Origin of the sequence: Profundibacter amoris (genome assembly GCF_003544895.1) — a bacterium.
Lineage (GTDB): Bacteria > Pseudomonadota > Alphaproteobacteria > Rhodobacterales > Rhodobacteraceae > Profundibacter > Profundibacter amoris.
Window position 1 is genome coordinate 1572044 of the sequence record NZ_CP032125.1, and the last position, 15010, is coordinate 1587053.

Sequence of the window (15010 nt, forward strand, 5' to 3'; positions counted from 1 at the left end):
GATGAGATTTCTGATAGCTTTCCTGATGCTGCCAACGCGGGCATGGGCGGGGGATGAATTTGCCACCTGCCATTTCGCCACCGAATGTTTCGAATCCGAACCCTGCACGGATACCGGTTTTGGCTTTGTCGTGAACCATGACGACACGCTTGGCTTTGTCATCCAGACAGATGCCGAAAACATCGGCGGGCTGGTGTTTGACAACGGGTTTCCCGATGAAACCAGCACCCTGATCGGCGCCACGGATACGGCCTATCATATGCTGACCATCGCGCCGGACGGGGCGGCGCGCTATTCGGTGCAGATGCAGGGGCCGGTGGTGGTTTCCTATTCGGGACAATGCGAGGGTATGAAATAATGGACTTCCTGAACGCCCTTGTGGCGCTTTCAAACTATGTGCTGATCCCCGCGATTGCTTATGGCAGCCAGCTGGCGCTGGGGGCGCTTGGCGTCACGCTGATCTACGGCATCCTGCGGTTTTCCAACTTTGCCCATGGCGATACGATGGCTTTTGGCACCATGGTCACCATCCTGTTCACATGGTGGTTTCAAAGCATGGGGATCAACCTTGGCCCGTTGCCAACCGCGCTGTTGGCCCTGCCGTTCGGCATATTGGGCACGATGATACTGGTGCTGGTCACCGACCGGATGGTGTACCGGTTCTATCGAAAACAAAAGGCAGCACCGGTGATATTCGTGATGGTGTCGCTGGGGGTGATGTTCATCCTGAACGGGCTGGTCCGCTTTATCATCGGGCCGGGTGATCAACGCTTTGCCGATGGCGAACGCTTCATCATGACGGCGCGGGAATTCAAACATATGACCGGCCTGAAAGAAGGGCTGGCGCTGAAAACCACGCAGGGCATCACTGTTGTCACAGCCGTTCTGGTGGTGATCGCCCTGTTCTGGTTCCTGAACCGCACCCGCACCGGCAAGAGCATGCGTGCCTTTTCCGATAACGAGGATCTGGCGCTGCTGTCGGGCATCAACCCCGAACGGGTGGTGGTCTATACATGGATGATCGTGGCCGCCCTGATCACCATTGCCGGTGTGCTGTATGGTCTGGACAAGTCCTTCAAACCCTTCACCTATTTCCAGCTTCTGCTGCCGATTTTCGCCAGTGCGATCGTGGGTGGCCTTGGCAATCCGGTCGGTGCGATTGCCGGTGGCTTTGTCATTGCCTTTTCGGAAATGACCATCACCTATGCGTGGAAAAAAGTGCTGGTCTACCTGATGCCGGAAAACCTTGAACCCTCGGGTCTGGTGCAGCTTTTGTCCACTGATTACAAATTCGCGGTCAGCTTTGTGATTTTGATCATCGTGCTGCTGTTCCGTCCGACCGGCCTGTTCAAAGGAAAATCCGTATGAGCGATACAGTCAAAAATACCGGCCTGTTTGCCCTTGTGGCCGTGTTGATCATCTGGACCGGCTATGCCGAAAGCTGGAACCTTGCGCTGCAAATCCTGAACATGGGCCTGATCAGCGCGATCATGGCGCTGGGGGTGAACCTGCAATGGGGGTTTGCCGGTTTGTTCAACGTCGGGGTCATGGGCTTTGTCGCCGTTGGCGGGCTGGCGGCGGTGCTGTTTTCCATGCCGCCCGTGCCCGAAGCCTTCTGGGCCGGTGGCCCGCGTGCGCTGGGGTCATTGGTCGTCGGGGCAGGGGTGATCGTCGCGGCTGTGATGGTGATGAAGAAAATGGCCGCAGGTCGCAAACGCAACCTGTTGGTGGTGGCGGTCCTTGTGGGCGGATTTTTCCTGTTCCGCGCGCTGTTTGATCCGGCGGTGGACGCGATCGAGGCGGTGAATTCGGCCTCGACCGGATATATGGGCGGGCTGGGCCTGCCGGTTATTCTGGCCTGGCCGCTGGGCGGGGTTCTGGCCGCGGGCGTGGCCTGGGTGATTGGCAAAACCGCATTGGGTTTGCGCAGCGATTATCTGGCGATTGCCACATTGGGGATTGCGGAAATCATCATCGCGGTGATGAAGAACGAGGACTGGCTGGCCCGTGGCGTGAAAAATGTCACCGGCATTCCGCGTCCCTTTATCACCCCGCGCGAGATTGATTTGCAAAAGGATCCGGGGTTTGTGGAAACGGTGACAAATCTGGGCCTTGATCCGGTCACGGCTTCGTCTCTCTATGTCAAACTCAGCTATACATTGCTGTTTTCCGTGGTGCTGATCATCCTGTTCATTCTGGCCCAGCGAGCGTTGAAAAGCCCCTGGGGGCGCATGATGCGCGCCATCCGCGACAACGAGGTCGCGGCAATGGCGATGGGCAAGAACGTCACCAAACGCCACTTGCAGATTTTCGTTCTGGGGTCGGCCATTTGCGGCCTTGCGGGTGCAATGATGACCACGCTTGACGGGCAGTTGACGCCGGGCACCTATCAACCGCTGCGCTTTACCTTCCTGATCTGGGTGATGGTGATTGTCGGCGGCTCCGGCAGCAATCTGGGCGCCATTCTGGGCGGGTTCCTGATCTATTTCTTCTGGATCCGTGTGGAACAATGGGGACCGGACCTGATGTATTTCATTACATCCGGTATGGCCGATGACAGCCCACTGAAAATGCACCTGATCGACAGTGCCGCACACATGCGCCTGCTAACAATGGGGCTGATTTTGCTGCTGGTTTTGCGGTTTAGTCCGCGCGGTTTGATCCCCGAAAAATAGCAAACCCACTGTTTGCGACATTGCTGATACAAAGTTCATAGATATTTGAACTTTGTATCAGGCCTATGGATTGCACCTGTCGGCGGGCTGCACTAACCTTCCTGTGATAGGAATGTTGCAGGAGCGATAAGATGAACGTAGGTCAAGCCGCAGAACAAGCCGGATTGCCGGTGAAAACGGTTCGTTATTATGCCGATATCGGGTTGGTTGAACCAATGGGCCGCTCGGACGCCGGTTACCGGCTTTATGGCGAAGGCGAGGTTAGCAAACTGACCTTCATCCGCCGCGCCCGCGCCTTTGATTTTTCCGTAAAGGATTGCCGCGAATTGCTGGGGTTGTACGAGGACAAGACCCGTTCCAGCAAGGATGTGAAAAAGATCGCCCTGAAGCGGCTGGCAGAAATCGACGAAAAACTGTCCGAACTGCAAAAACTGCGTGACGAACTGGCCCGTGTGGCGCATGAATGTCACGGTGACAATCGCCCCGATTGTCCGATCCTCGACAGTTTTTCCAGCTAGGATACTCTATGACCGATACCCCCCGCAGCATCGTGCGCCGCACCCCGTGGCCCGATACCGTTTCGCGTGCCGTTGGCACACCGTTACAGCCCTCGGTGGTCTATGCCTCGGAAAGCCCCGACCAGCTGGATGCGCAATACGAGGGGGGGCAGGGCTATACCTATGCCCGCGAAGGCCATCCCAATGCCACCGTTCTGGCACAGAAAATCGACGGGTTGGAAGGGGCAACGGCGGGCATCATCACCGGTTCCGGCATGGCGGCGATTTCAGCCGGCTTGATTGGCGCGCTGAAGGCCGGCGATCATGTGGTCGCGGCGGATCAGCTCTATGGTCGCAGCCTGCGCCTGCTGACACAGGATTTGCCGCGTCTCGGGATTGTGGCGGATTTTGCCGACCCGACGGATATAAAGGCGTTTTCCGCAGCCATCCGCCCCCAAACCCGCCTGATCCTGATTGAAGTGGTGTCAAACCCCACCTTGCGCGTGGCCGATCTGGAGGGGATCGCCCGTGTTGCCAAGGAACGCGGGATCCTTTTGATGGTAGACAACACCTTCACCACCCCGCGCGGCCTGCGGCCGTTTGAGTATGGTGCCGATATCGTGGTGCATTCGGTGACAAAAATTCTGGCGGGCCATTCGGATGTGACGCTGGGCTATATCGCCGCCCGTGATGAAACCCTGCGCGAAGCCATCCGTCAGGCGGTGGTGACATGGGGCATGACGCCCAGCCCGTTTGATTGCTGGCTGGCCGAACGCGGGCTGTATTCGTTTGAATTGCGCTATGACCGCGCCGAACAAAACGCCGCCGCACTGGCCGATCATCTGGCCTCGTTGTCGGGAGTCAAACAGGTGCTTTACCCCACACATCCCGACCACCCCGACCACAACCGCGCCGGCATTTTGCTGAACGGGCGGGGCGGGCATATGGTCAGCTTTGAATTGCATGGCGGACGTGCCGCCGCCAATGCCCTGACCCGCGCCGCGCCCAACATCGCCTTTGCCCCGACATTGGGTGACATCGGCACGACGCTATCGCATCCCGCGTCGTCCTCGCACAGGGCGTTGAGCGAAGGGGAACGCGCAAATCTGGGCATTTCCGAGGGGTTCTTTCGCATATCTGTCGGGATCGAGGACATAGATTTGCTGAAAGAGGAATTCGAAGCCGCAATCAAAGCCGCTGAAAATGTCTAGAGCGTGCGCAGCTTGGGGCCAGGCCGAACCTCGATAATATCGAAATCAAGGGACGGGAATTCGACTTTCACTTCCCGGGTGATGATTTCAGGGTTCGGAAAGGGGGGGGCAAGGGCCCGGATGCGCCCCGAATATTCGAAAAAATCCAACACGGCAACGATATCGAGCACATCGAAATTCTCGGCCAGCAGCGGGCATAGGATGATATCCGGCTGTAGTTCCGCCAGTAACACGGCCGTCAATTCTGAAAACGCACAAAAACGAGTTTGCGCGATTCTTGGAAGGTCGCGACCTGACGCAATCCATTGGTCAATGTCGCCTACAACAAGTATCAACAGTTCATTGTTGATCTTGGCCATCCCGTGTCCATCCCATTCAGTTCGGCATTCCATGTATTGATGCCGATTGGTTAACAATGTACAAAAGTTAAGAACAATTGCTAGCCACAAATACCGCTTTGGTTGTTTATTTTTGTAAGAACTGTTGCAATCGTACTGTGCCCCTGCGGTGCGTGGACATAAATTGAAAGAAAACACTGGGGTTAGGTAATAATTATATGGTGAATAAAAAATCCAAACAATTTCTTTCTGTAATCCCGATGCCGTTGATTGTGGTCGGTGGGCAAGGCAGAATTCAATTTGCCAATGAACCGGCTGCCGATGTTTTTGGTGCAAATCTTGCGGGCAAACATTTTACAACTGTTCTGCGCCAACCGGCCTTGCTGCAGGCAATCGAAGATGCAATTCAAGAGCAAAAAACCTGTAAGTCACGCTATCAAAACACAATTGGGGACAGTGTCACGCTTTATGATGTGACGTGTTCGCCGGTGTCAGGTCAGGGAAAAACACCGAGTATTCTGATCAGTTTCGAAGATGTTTCCCCGATCCTGGAGGCCGGACAGATGCGCAGCGATTTTGTTGCCAATGTCAGCCACGAATTGCGCAGCCCTTTGACATCGCTGTTGGGGTTTATCGAAACATTACGGGGTCCGGCAAAGGATGATGCGCAAGCGAACGTCAGGTTTCTGGAACTGATGGAACGCGAGACCAAAAGAATGACGCGTTTGGTCGGGGATTTGCTGTCACTATCCAGGGTGGAATCCGAGGAGCGGGTGCGCCCAAATGAAAAGATAGATGTTTTATCCATTCTGGAACTATCACAACAAATATTGCAACCCGTGGCACTGGAAAATGATGTTGTTATCGAAATCAACAGGCCGGACAGCCGGGAACAGATGATAAAAGGCGATTCCGACCAGTTACAGCAGGTGTTCACCAATCTTATTGAAAACGCGATGAAATACGGTGGGGACGGGGGCAAGGTTGTTGTTGATGTCACATATTCCGGCCACGAACCAAGCCTGCGCGGACCGGCTGTGCATATTTCGGTTACAGATCAGGGGGATGGTATTGCCCAAATACACATTCCGCGCCTGACCGAACGGTTTTACCGTATAGATAGTCACCGGTCGCGGGAAATGGGGGGCACCGGTCTGGGGCTTGCGATTGTAAAGCACATTGTCAACCGGCACCGCGGGCGGCTGAAAATATCCAGCGTCAAAGGACAGGGCAGCACATTTACCGTGATTTTACCCGCGGCGTAAAGGCGTTGTCATAAACCTGTTACAGAACCGTCACATAAGATTTGTCAGAAGGTCATAGATACGAATCGTGGCCGCTGTTGGCCCGTTTGCGAAATTCTGACAGGAGTTAAACATGTCCTTTGCCATTCGCCTTTCCACCGTTGCGCTTGCCGCACTTGCCGCCACCGCCGCCTCGGCTCGGGATCAGGTGCAGGTTGCCGGGTCCAGCACGGTTCTGCCCTATGCCTCGATCGTCGCCGAAGCCTTTGGTGAAAGCTTTGATTTCCCCACACCCGTTGTTGAATCCGGCGGCTCCTCGGCCGGTCTGAAAAAGTTTTGCGAGGGCGTGGGCGAAGGCACCATCGACATCGCCAATGCTTCGCGTGCGATCAAGGACAAGGAAATTGCCCGTTGTGCCGAAAACGGTGTGACCGACATTATTCAGGTGCGTATCGGCTATGACGGCATCGTTTTTGCCAGCGATATTGACGGCAACAGCTTCAAGTTCACACCCGCCGACTGGTATCTGGCCCTGTCCGACACCATTCTGGTTGACGGCAAAATGGTACCGAACCCGAACACAAGCTGGGCTCAGGTCAACGCCGATCTGCCGGACCAGCCGATCCAGACATTCGTTCCGGGCACCAAGCACGGCACACGCGAAGTGTTCGAGGACAAGGTGATCCTGGCCGGTTGCGAAGCCACAGGTGCTTTTGATGTGCTGCTGGAAGCGGCAGAAGGCGACAGCGACAAGGCCCGCAAAAAAGCCGCCGAAAAGGCCTGTATCGCCCTGCGCACCGACGGGCGTGCCGTAGATATTGACGGCGACTATACCGAAACACTGGCGCGGATCGCCTCGAACAAGGACGGCATCGGCGTCTTCGGTCTGGCATTTTACGAAAACAACACAGACAAGTTGCAGGTTGCCACCATGTCCGGCGTTCTGCCTTCGACCGAAACCATTGCCTCGGGTGAATACCCCGTGTCGCGCCCGCTGTATTTCTACATCAAGAAGGCCCACATCGGTGTGATCCCCGGCCTGAAGGAATATGCAGAGTTTTTCGTCTCCGATGAAATCGCCGGTCCTGACGGCCCGCTGGCGGAATACGGTCTGGTGTCCGACCCCGAACTGGCCGAGACACAGGCCATCGTTGCTGACGAAGTGACCATGAAGTAACCTGATCGCGGCGGGCTGTATCTGTGGCCCGCCGCGCCCTTGGACCGAACAACGGATGCCGTAAATGAGCGCCTTTTCAATCCTGATCATCCTGTTTGCCCTAGCCGCTATCGGCTATATTCTGGGGCGGGGCAGGGCGATGAAATCGGCAGGTGGCAGCATTCGCGCCCTGCATTCCCTGCCACATTATTACGGCTGGAATGTTGCCCTGTTCACCCTTGTCCCCGCGCTGGCCCTGCTGGCGCTCTGGCTTGTGGTGCAACCGGCATGGATTGACGCGCAGGTCGCCAAATCCCTGCCGCAAGGGGCGTTGGAGGACGGCGCCTATTCCCTGATGGTAAGCGATGTGCGCCGGCTGGCAGAGGGGCTGGATACAGCGGTGGCCAAGGGCATGATTACCCCTGACGCGGCCAATACGATCAACGGTGACATCCGCGCGCAACTGGGCGCTGCGGGTGTGGCGCTGGGAGCCGAGGTAAAACCCGAAATTCTGGTCGCCGCGCAGGAAATGCGCGCGCTGGGGCAGGTGGGGGACATGTGGCGCAGCGTGGCGGTGCTGGCGCTGGCGATGCTAGGCCTGTTGTTCGGCTTGCGCATGACCAACCGTGATTTTCGCGCCCGCAACACGGTGGAACGCGCGGTTCTGGCCCTGTTGATCGGGTCGGCAATGATTGCCATTCTGACAACCCTTGGCATTGTCCTTTCGATGCTGTTCGAAACCCGTCATTTCTTTGCCCAGTATCCTGCGCTTGATTTCTTTTTCAGCACCAAATGGGCGCCCAATTTTCGCGGTGGCAGTGATCTGGGCATCCTGCCGCTGCTCTTGGGTACGCTGTATATCAGTTTCATTGCCCTGTTGGTGGCCGTGCCGATCGGCCTGTTTGCCGCCATCTATATGTCGGAATACGCCGGCCCGCGCGCGCGCACCTTTGTAAAACCGCTGATCGAGGTTCTGGCCGGCATCCCGACCATCGTTTACGGGCTGTTCGCCCTGCTGACGGTCGGCCCCATGCTGCGCGATTATTTCGCACAACCTATGGGGCTGGGTGAAAGTGCATCGTCCGTAATGACCGCCGGTCTGGTGATGGGGGTGATGCTGATCCCGTTTGTATCCTCCTTGTCGGATGACATTATCAACGCGGTGCCACAGGCGATGCGGGATGGCTCGCTGGCGCTGGGGTCCACCCATTCGGAAACTATTCGCAAGGTGGTTCTGCCCGCTGCATTGCCCGGCGTTGTCGGGGCGATCCTGCTGGCGGCCAGCCGTGCCATCGGCGAAACCATGATCGTGGTGATGGGGGCAGGGGCCGCGGCCAGGATGGACCTGAACCCGTTCGAGGCGATGACCACCGTCACCGTGAAAATCGTCAGCCAGCTGACGGGCGATACCGATTTTGCGGCGCCCGAAACGCTGGTGGCCTTTGCGCTGGGGCTGACACTGTTTGTCATCACCCTTGGTCTGAATGTGATTGCACTGGTGATCGTGCGCAAATACCGGGAGCAATACGAATGAGCCGCCCCAGAACATCCCTGTTCGACATTACCCCCCGCACCCGCCGGCGCAATGCCGCCGAAAAACGGTTTCGCGCCTACGGGATCGCGGCGATAAGTATTGCCATCGCCGTGCTGGCGATGCTGCTGGTCTCGATTGTGTCCAGCGGCGCGGGTGCCTTCCGGCAGACCTATATCACGCTGGATGTGGACCTGCCCGAGGCCAAGCTGGACAAATCCGGCACCCGCGACATCGCAGTGATGAAAAAGGTATCGACCTTCGGCTATGCGCCGCTGATCACCAAGGCCCTGATGGCCAAGGTCGAGCAGATGGGCTTTGAAACCCCGCTGAAGAAAAAGCAGATCGGTGCACTGGTCTCCAAGGCGGCGGCGGCACAATTGCGCGACTATGTTCTGGCCCATCCCGATGTTGTCGGCACGACGCAGAAATTCGAATTTCTGGCCAGCGGGCGGATTGACGGCTATATTAAGGGCCGCGTGACCTATGAAAGCGCGGAAAAGGATGGCAAGATCAGCCCGGAACAGCTGCGGCTTGTCGATGCGCTTGTTGCGGACGGTGCTGTTGTAAAACGCTTCAACTGGGCCTTTCTGACCTCCCCCGATGCCTCGGGCCAGCGGCCGGAATCGGCGGGGCTGGGGGTGGCAATTCTGGGGTCGCTTTATATGATGCTGGTGGTTCTTTTGCTGGCCCTGCCGATCGGGGTTGCCGCGTCGATCTATCTTGAGGAATTCGCGAAACAGAACCGCTGGACGGACCTGATCGAGGTGAATATCGCCAATCTGGCGGCTGTGCCCTCGATTGTTTTCGGCATCCTCGGGCTGGCGATCTTTATCAACTTTGCCGGACTGCCCCAGTCGGCGCCGATCGTTGGCGGGCTGGTTCTGACCCTGATGACCCTGCCGACCATCATCATTTCCACCCGCGCCGCACTAAAGGCCGTGCCACCCAGCATCCGCGAGGCCGCCCTTGGCGTGGGGGCCAGCAAAATGCAGACCGTGTTCCACCATGTTCTGCCACTGGCCGCGCCCGGTATCCTGACCGGCACGATTATCGGTCTGGCACAGGCGCTGGGGGAAACCGCGCCGCTGTTGCTGATCGGCATGGTGGCCTTCGTCAAGGAATTCCCCGATGCGCCGCCCGAAGGCCTGTTCGATCCGGCCTCGGCCCTGCCGGTGCAGGTCTATAACTGGACACAGCGTGCCGATCCGGGTTTTGTTGAGCGGGCCAGCGGGGCGATTATCGTTTTGCTGCTGTTCCTTGTGATCATGAATGTGGCCGCAGTTATGCTGCGCCGTCGTTTCGAACGCCGTTGGTAGGAGTTTCACCAATGAAAGAAGTCAAAGTCTCGGCCCGCGATGTGCAGGTCTATTATGGTGAAAACCACGCGATCAAGGATGTTTCGGTTGAAATCGAGGACAAGACCGTGACCGCCTTTATCGGCCCCTCGGGCTGTGGCAAATCCACCTTCCTGCGTTGCATCAACCGGATGAACGACACCATTGATATCTGCCGCGTCGAGGGGGATATCCTGCTGGACGGCGAGGATATCTATGACCCCAAGGTGGACCCCGTGCAGTTGCGCGCCAAGGTGGGTATGGTGTTTCAAAAACCCAATCCTTTCCCCAAATCCATCTATGACAACGTCGCCTATGGCCCGCGCATTCACGGTATGGCTGCCAGCAAATCCGATCTGGATGCGATCGTCGAGAAATCCCTGCGCCGCGCGGCCCTGTGGGGCGAGGTGAAGGATAGGCTGAACGCATCGGGCACCGGCCTGTCGGGCGGGCAGCAACAGCGCCTTTGCATCGCCCGCGCGGTGGCGACCGAACCCGAAGTGCTGCTGATGGACGAGCCGGCCTCGGCGCTGGACCCGATTGCGACCGCCCAGATCGAGGAACTGATCGACGAGCTGCGCGAAAAATTCGCGGTGGTGATCGTGACCCATTCCATGCAGCAGGCCGCCCGCGTCAGCCAGAAAACAGCGTTTTTCCACCTCGGGAACCTTGTGGAATACGGCGAAACCAGCCAGATTTTCACCAATCCGGTCGACCCCCGCACCGAAAGCTATATCACCGGCCGTATCGGCTAGGAAAGGATGTAAACATGCCCGACCAACATATTGTCAGAAGTTTCGACAAAGACCTCGAGGCCATTCAGGCCAAGATCATGAAAATGGGCGGACTGGTTGAATCCGCCATCCATGAAAGCGTCAAATCCCTGAAAAAGCGTGACGACGAACTGGCCGAACGGGTGCGCGAGGCGGATCACCTGATTGACAAGCTTGAAGAAGAGATCAATTACGACGCCGCACAGGTTCTGGCCCTGCGCCAGCCCATTGCCAGCGATCTGCGGGTCGTTCTGTCGGTGATGAAAATCAGCGGCAATCTGGAACGGGTCGGGGATTATGCCAAAAACCTGGCCAAACGCACAACGCTTCTGGTGCAGATGCCGGCCATTGACGGGGCCTCGGGCGCGATCAAACGCATGGCCCGCGAGGTTGAACGGATGCTGAAAGACGCACTGGACGCCTATGTGCATCAGGACGTGGCACTGGCCGAGGACGTGCGGGCGCGCGATCACGAGGTGGACCAGATGTATAACGCGCTGTTTCGCGAATTCCTGACCTTCATGATGGAGGATCCGCGCAACATCACCGCCTGTATGCACCTGCATTTCATCGCCAAGAATATCGAACGCATGGGCGATCATGTGACCTCGATTGCCGAACAGGTGATTTATCTGGTGACGGGCGACATGCCCGGCAATGAACGCACCAAACTGGATTATATCGCCGAAGCGCACGAGGCGGGGGACTAGGGCATGGTTGTGGATTTGCCCACGGTTCTGGTGGTCGAGGATGAACCGGCACAGCGCGAAATCCTTGTCTATAACCTGAAGGCCGAAGGCTTTGCCGTGCGCGAGGCACCGGACGGCGACGAAGCCCTGTTGCAAGTGGCCGAGGCCCCGCCCGACATCATTCTGCTGGACTGGATGTTGCCCAATGTTTCGGGCATAGAAATCTGCCGCCGTCTGAAAACCCGCCCCGAAACCCGCAACATCCCGATCATCATGCTGTCGGCCAGATCGGAAGAGGTCGATCTGGTGCGCGGGCTGGAAACGGGCGCGGATGATTACGTTTCCAAACCCTATTCGGTGGTCGAACTGATGGCGCGGGTGCGCAACCAGTTGCGGCGCACAAGGGCGGCGTCCCTTGGCGGGGAATTGCGCTTCGAGGATATCGTGCTGGATGGCGAAACCCATCGGGTGACGCGCGCGGGGCAGGGGATCAAGCTGGGTCCGACCGAATTCCGCCTGTTGTCCACATTGATGGAAAAGCCGGGCCGTGTGCTGTCGCGCTCGCAATTGCTGGACCGTGTTTGGGGCCGCGATATCTACGTTGATACCCGCACGGTCGACGTGCATGTGGGCCGTCTGCGTAAGGCGCTGTGCCAGCATGGCGGCGATGATCCTGTGCGCACGGTGCGCGGGGCGGGTTATGCCTTGGGCTGATTTAGCTGTTTGACCATGCGGGTCGAGCGGCGCAAAGCGGTTGCCGCCGCGCCCACGGTGACGATCCACAGCGCGATTTGCATTACCAATGCGCTATAGCCCCACAGCGTTGCGATCGAGGCCAGAACGGCGGCCAAAGTCACCGTTGCCATCCGCTGTGGTTTGGCCATTGGTCCGCAGAAATCCACCGCCAGCCCCGTGGCATGGCCCAATTCGCGCACATAGGCCGTCAGCACCGAAAACGCCGCCGCCGCCCAGCCCAGCGTGGGTATATCCAGCCCGTAACCGATGCCGGCAAGGATCAGGATATCCGACACCCGGTCCGGCATTTCGTTCCAGAATGCCCCGTCCGGTGATCCCTTGCCCGCCTCGACCGCGACCATGCCGTCCAGCAGGTTGCAGATCAGCCGCAACTGGCAGAACAACCCGCCCCCCAGCAGGGCCGCAATCCGCAAACCCCCGCCGGTTTGACCGGCCAGATAGAACAGCAGGCCGGCAATCAATGCAGCCCCCATGCTGGCAATCGAAATCTGGTTCGGTGTGATGGAAGTTTTCGCCAGAATCTGCGTCAGCCTGTTGGCCCAGCCGGTATCGCGGCTGGCCAGCGGGCGGCGGTCGTTTTCATTCACCACGGGGGGCACCTCGTTGCTTGTAAACAATAAAATTATAGATTGCCGCATAGGTCGCGGCGACACCAAAGGGCAGGGCAATGGTTTTCAGAACCTCGGGCGTGCCGACAAGGGTGTGAACTGTCACCAGCAGCACCAGACCGGCCGAGGCGGATATCAGGGGTGGCAACCACAGGGCAGAGGGGCCATTGAACCGGGTTTGCAGGGCCTCGATTGTGCGTTTCAGAAAATAGGTGATTGTGGCCGACATCAGCCCCTGAACAATGCCCGCATAAACCGGTTTGGGCATCGGATGGCCCCAGTTGGCAAACAGCGCCCATGACCCCATTGCGCAAAAGGCAAACAGAACATGGGTGACGCTGCTTTGCAGGATTTTGTGCATCAGACGGTCCAGAAATAACGCACGATATGGAAAAAGATCGGCGCCGAGAAGATCACCGAATCCAGCCGGTCAATAAACCCGCCATGCCCCGCAATCATCTGGCCCCAGTCCTTGACCCCGCGATCGCGCTTGATCGCCGACATCACCAGCCCGCCAAAGAACCCCAGCAGCGCAATGATAAAGGCCAGCAGGCCCGCTTGCCAGAAATTGAACGGCGTCATCCACCACAGGCTGGCCCCGACCAGTGTGGCACTAAGAACCCCGCCAACGAAGCCTTCGACAGTTTTCGAGGGCGACAATTTGGGCGCGATCTTGCGTTTGCCCGCCAGTTTGCCCCAGATGTATTGCAACACATCGCTGGACTGCACCACCAGCACCAGAAAGGCGATCAGCAGGATGTTTTGCCCCTCGTAGCCCGGAATATCCAGACTGAGCAGGGCAGGGACATGCGACACGCAATAGACCGTGATCATCAAGGCCCATTGGACCTCGGCAATGCGGATCAGGAAATTCTTTGTCTCGCCCCGCAGCACCGCGAGGATCGGCATGAACAAATAGGCGTAAACGGGGATGAAAATCGAAAACATCCCGTACCAGTCTATCCAGATGAAATAGAACTGAAGTGGCAAGACGACGTAGAACACCATCGCCAGAACCAGATGGTCGGCGCGCCGCGTGTTGGTCAGGGATACGAATTCGCGCAGGGCGGCAAAGGACAACAGGCCAAACAGGATCACCACACCGGGGCGGCCCCAGATAAATGCCAGCCCGATCACGCCGATCATCACCCACCACGCATTGATCCGCGCGTTCAGATTTTCGATCACCGGATTGGGTTCGGAACCGGTTTGCCTGCGTGCCAGCATATAGCCGATGGTCGAGGCGATGATCAGGACGACGGCCAGCCCGCCAAACAGCGTCAGCAAATTTGTTTGGTATTCAGTCATGATTATTGCCCGCGTCAGGAGATAGGTTCAATACGCATGTCTCGGCGCGTTTCAGGAAGGTCTGTTTGTCTTCGCCATCCTGCAAATGGATCGGTGCGCCAAAAGTGACGCTACAGGCAAAGGGAATGGGGATGATCTCGCCTTTGGGCAACACACGGTTCAGGTTTTCGATCCAGACCGGCACCAGTTCCACATCGGGGCGTTTTTCGGCCAGATGGAAGATGCCCGGTTTGAAGGGCAGCATCTGTTCGGTCGTGTTGCGCTGGCCTTCGGGGAAAATGATAAGCGAATTGCCTTCGTCCAGTGCTTCCAGCATCTGTTCCATCGGGTCCAGCACGCGGGTATCACGGTTTCTGTCGATCAGCACCGCGTTAAACACATTGCGCCCGATAAATGCCTTCAGTTTCGAGGTCAGCCAATAATCGGCCGCCGCCACGGGGCGCGTCAGTTTGCGGATGGGCGGGGGCAGGACCGTCCATAGCAAAATGAAATCGCCGTTGCTGACGTGGTTGGCAAAATAGATTCGCCGCCGCCGGCTGGGACGCACACCGTCCCAATTGGCAAATACCGCTGTGATAAAGCGCGAAAAGGAAATGATCGAGAAGCCGGTAATCTTGGCCGCAATTGCTAATATACTATTCATGGAGGATGTTAGATAAGATTGCACAGGCTTTGGCAACCGTGTTTCAAAGGCGCCATGTCTGGATTGCTTTTCAGGACTGCCGTAAGTCTTGTTATGGCCCCAAAGAACAGAGCCGCGGGAAATTCGTTGCAACACAAATGGATCAGGGGCTAAGGTGTGCTGGTATTGCTGCCATTTCACACCTGTCCCTGAAGACAAAAAGAGTGTGGTGGTGGTGGTGGCCGGTCTTGGGGCGTTGGGGGGA

General features: G+C 57.6%; 17 protein-coding genes and 1 pseudogene. 13 read left to right on the forward strand and 5 right to left on the reverse strand.

From position 1 onward, the window contains the following. Position 1 precedes the first annotated feature (1 nt). The 5 genes from BAR1_RS07875 (at position 2) to BAR1_RS07895 (ending at position 4383) form a co-directional block, all read left to right on the forward strand. Entirely contained in the window at positions 2-358 is a 357-nt protein-coding gene (locus tag BAR1_RS07875) for a hypothetical protein (protein ID WP_118942511.1), read from the forward strand. Continuing rightward, on the forward strand, positions 358-1368 hold the full coding sequence (locus BAR1_RS07880) for a branched-chain amino acid ABC transporter permease (RefSeq protein WP_118942512.1): 1011 nt from the start codon (positions 358-360) through the stop codon (positions 1366-1368). The genes BAR1_RS07875 and BAR1_RS07880 overlap by 1 nt, the downstream gene beginning before the upstream one ends. After that, positions 1365-2675 (forward strand): branched-chain amino acid ABC transporter permease, encoded by a 1311-nt coding sequence (locus BAR1_RS07885; RefSeq protein ID WP_118942513.1) that lies wholly within the window; start codon positions 1365-1367, stop codon positions 2673-2675. The genes BAR1_RS07880 and BAR1_RS07885 overlap by 4 nt, the downstream gene beginning before the upstream one ends. Positions 2676-2806: 131 nt before the next feature. After that, a complete protein-coding gene (gene cueR / locus BAR1_RS07890; RefSeq protein ID WP_118942514.1) occupies positions 2807-3193 on the forward strand; it encodes a Cu(I)-responsive transcriptional regulator in 387 nt (128 codons plus the stop codon). 8 nt (positions 3194-3201) lie between these two features. Beyond that, a complete protein-coding gene (locus BAR1_RS07895) occupies positions 3202-4383 on the forward strand; it encodes a trans-sulfuration enzyme family protein (RefSeq protein WP_118942515.1) in 1182 nt (393 codons plus the stop codon). Here BAR1_RS07895 and BAR1_RS07900 read toward each other — a convergent pair. After that, entirely contained in the window at positions 4380-4742 is a 363-nt protein-coding gene (locus tag BAR1_RS07900; protein ID WP_118942516.1) for a hypothetical protein, read from the reverse strand. The two genes, BAR1_RS07895 and BAR1_RS07900, sit on opposite strands and share 4 nt — an antisense overlap. Positions 4743-4981: 239 nt before the next feature. Here BAR1_RS07900 and BAR1_RS18345 point away from each other — a divergent pair. The 8 genes and pseudogenes from BAR1_RS18345 to phoB form a co-directional block, all read left to right on the forward strand. Then, positions 4982-5251, forward strand: a pseudogene (locus BAR1_RS18345) (PAS domain-containing protein); the annotation flags it as partial. Between the two features lie 33 nt (positions 5252-5284). Continuing rightward, complete coding sequence (locus BAR1_RS07905) at positions 5285-5986, forward strand: sensor histidine kinase (protein ID WP_323368593.1); 702 nt, start codon at positions 5285-5287, stop codon at positions 5984-5986. 112 nt (positions 5987-6098) lie between these two features. Beyond that, on the forward strand, positions 6099-7142 hold the full coding sequence (locus tag BAR1_RS07910) for a substrate-binding domain-containing protein (protein ID WP_118942518.1): 1044 nt from the start codon (positions 6099-6101) through the stop codon (positions 7140-7142). 64 nt (positions 7143-7206) lie between these two features. Then, positions 7207-8655, forward strand: coding sequence for a phosphate ABC transporter permease subunit PstC (gene pstC / locus BAR1_RS07915; protein WP_118942519.1), 1449 nt, complete (start codon positions 7207-7209; stop codon positions 8653-8655). After that, a complete protein-coding gene (gene pstA, locus BAR1_RS07920; RefSeq protein ID WP_118942520.1) occupies positions 8652-9971 on the forward strand; it encodes a phosphate ABC transporter permease PstA in 1320 nt (439 codons plus the stop codon). The genes pstC and pstA overlap by 4 nt, the downstream gene beginning before the upstream one ends. An 11-nt stretch (positions 9972-9982) precedes the next feature. Next, positions 9983-10744: a phosphate ABC transporter ATP-binding protein PstB gene (gene pstB / locus BAR1_RS07925; RefSeq protein ID WP_118942521.1), complete on the forward strand. Its 762-nt coding sequence runs from the start codon at positions 9983-9985 to the stop codon at positions 10742-10744. Positions 10745-10758: 14 nt separating this feature from the next. Continuing rightward, positions 10759-11472: a phosphate signaling complex protein PhoU gene (gene phoU / locus BAR1_RS07930; RefSeq protein ID WP_118942522.1), complete on the forward strand. Its 714-nt coding sequence runs from the start codon at positions 10759-10761 to the stop codon at positions 11470-11472. A 3-nt stretch (positions 11473-11475) separates the two neighbouring features. Then, positions 11476-12165: a phosphate regulon transcriptional regulator PhoB gene (gene phoB, locus BAR1_RS07935; RefSeq protein WP_118942523.1), complete on the forward strand. Its 690-nt coding sequence runs from the start codon at positions 11476-11478 to the stop codon at positions 12163-12165. Here phoB and BAR1_RS07940 read toward each other — a convergent pair. Genes BAR1_RS07940 through BAR1_RS07955 form a run of 4 tightly spaced genes read right to left on the reverse strand, consistent with a single transcriptional unit; the run spans position 12150 to position 14766 of the window. Then, complete coding sequence (locus tag BAR1_RS07940) at positions 12150-12797, reverse strand: CDP-alcohol phosphatidyltransferase family protein (protein WP_118944393.1); 648 nt, start codon at positions 12795-12797, stop codon at positions 12150-12152. The genes phoB and BAR1_RS07940 overlap by 16 nt on opposite strands. Then, the gene (locus BAR1_RS07945; RefSeq protein WP_194295025.1) at positions 12787-13176 is read right to left on the reverse strand and encodes a hypothetical protein; all 390 of its coding nucleotides are present in this window, start codon (positions 13174-13176) and stop codon (positions 12787-12789) included. The genes BAR1_RS07940 and BAR1_RS07945 overlap by 11 nt, the downstream gene beginning before the upstream one ends. Beyond that, positions 13176-14123 (reverse strand): phosphatidate cytidylyltransferase, encoded by a 948-nt coding sequence (locus BAR1_RS07950; protein ID WP_118942525.1) that lies wholly within the window; start codon positions 14121-14123, stop codon positions 13176-13178. Before BAR1_RS07950 ends, BAR1_RS07945 begins: the two co-directional genes overlap by 1 nt. Beyond that, positions 14116-14766, reverse strand: a complete 651-nt coding sequence (locus tag BAR1_RS07955) for a lysophospholipid acyltransferase family protein (RefSeq protein WP_118942526.1) — start codon at positions 14764-14766, stop codon at positions 14116-14118. Before BAR1_RS07955 ends, BAR1_RS07950 begins: the two co-directional genes overlap by 8 nt. Positions 14767-15010 lie beyond the last annotated feature (244 nt).

What these genes read in the sequence shown, in the direction of transcription:
- pstC (WP_118942519.1), top strand. Translation starts at nt 7,207, where the DNA reads ATGAGCGCCTTTTCAATCCTGATCATCCTGTTTGCCCTAGCCGCTATC.
- BAR1_RS07880 (WP_118942512.1), top strand. Translation starts at nt 358, where the DNA reads ATGGACTTCCTGAACGCCCTTGTGGCGCTTTCAAACTATGTGCTGATC.
- phoB (WP_118942523.1), top strand. Translation starts at nt 11,476, where the DNA reads ATGGTTGTGGATTTGCCCACGGTTCTGGTGGTCGAGGATGAACCGGCA.
- BAR1_RS07910 (WP_118942518.1), top strand. Translation starts at nt 6,099, where the DNA reads ATGTCCTTTGCCATTCGCCTTTCCACCGTTGCGCTTGCCGCACTTGCC.
- BAR1_RS07945 (WP_194295025.1), bottom strand. Translation starts at nt 13,176, where the DNA reads ATGCACAAAATCCTGCAAAGCAGCGTCACCCATGTTCTGTTTGCCTTT.
- pstB (WP_118942521.1), top strand. Translation starts at nt 9,983, where the DNA reads ATGAAAGAAGTCAAAGTCTCGGCCCGCGATGTGCAGGTCTATTATGGT.
- cueR (WP_118942514.1), top strand. Translation starts at nt 2,807, where the DNA reads ATGAACGTAGGTCAAGCCGCAGAACAAGCCGGATTGCCGGTGAAAACG.
- pstA (WP_118942520.1), top strand. Translation starts at nt 8,652, where the DNA reads ATGAGCCGCCCCAGAACATCCCTGTTCGACATTACCCCCCGCACCCGC.
- BAR1_RS07895 (WP_118942515.1), top strand. Translation starts at nt 3,202, where the DNA reads ATGACCGATACCCCCCGCAGCATCGTGCGCCGCACCCCGTGGCCCGAT.
- BAR1_RS07955 (WP_118942526.1), bottom strand. Translation starts at nt 14,766, where the DNA reads ATGAATAGTATATTAGCAATTGCGGCCAAGATTACCGGCTTCTCGATC.
- BAR1_RS07950 (WP_118942525.1), bottom strand. Translation starts at nt 14,123, where the DNA reads ATGACTGAATACCAAACAAATTTGCTGACGCTGTTTGGCGGGCTGGCC.
- BAR1_RS07875 (WP_118942511.1), top strand. Translation starts at nt 2, where the DNA reads ATGAGATTTCTGATAGCTTTCCTGATGCTGCCAACGCGGGCATGGGCG.
- BAR1_RS07905 (WP_323368593.1), top strand. Translation starts at nt 5,285, where the DNA reads ATGCGCAGCGATTTTGTTGCCAATGTCAGCCACGAATTGCGCAGCCCT.
- BAR1_RS07885 (WP_118942513.1), top strand. Translation starts at nt 1,365, where the DNA reads ATGAGCGATACAGTCAAAAATACCGGCCTGTTTGCCCTTGTGGCCGTG.
- BAR1_RS07900 (WP_118942516.1), bottom strand. Translation starts at nt 4,742, where the DNA reads ATGGCCAAGATCAACAATGAACTGTTGATACTTGTTGTAGGCGACATT.
- phoU (WP_118942522.1), top strand. Translation starts at nt 10,759, where the DNA reads ATGCCCGACCAACATATTGTCAGAAGTTTCGACAAAGACCTCGAGGCC.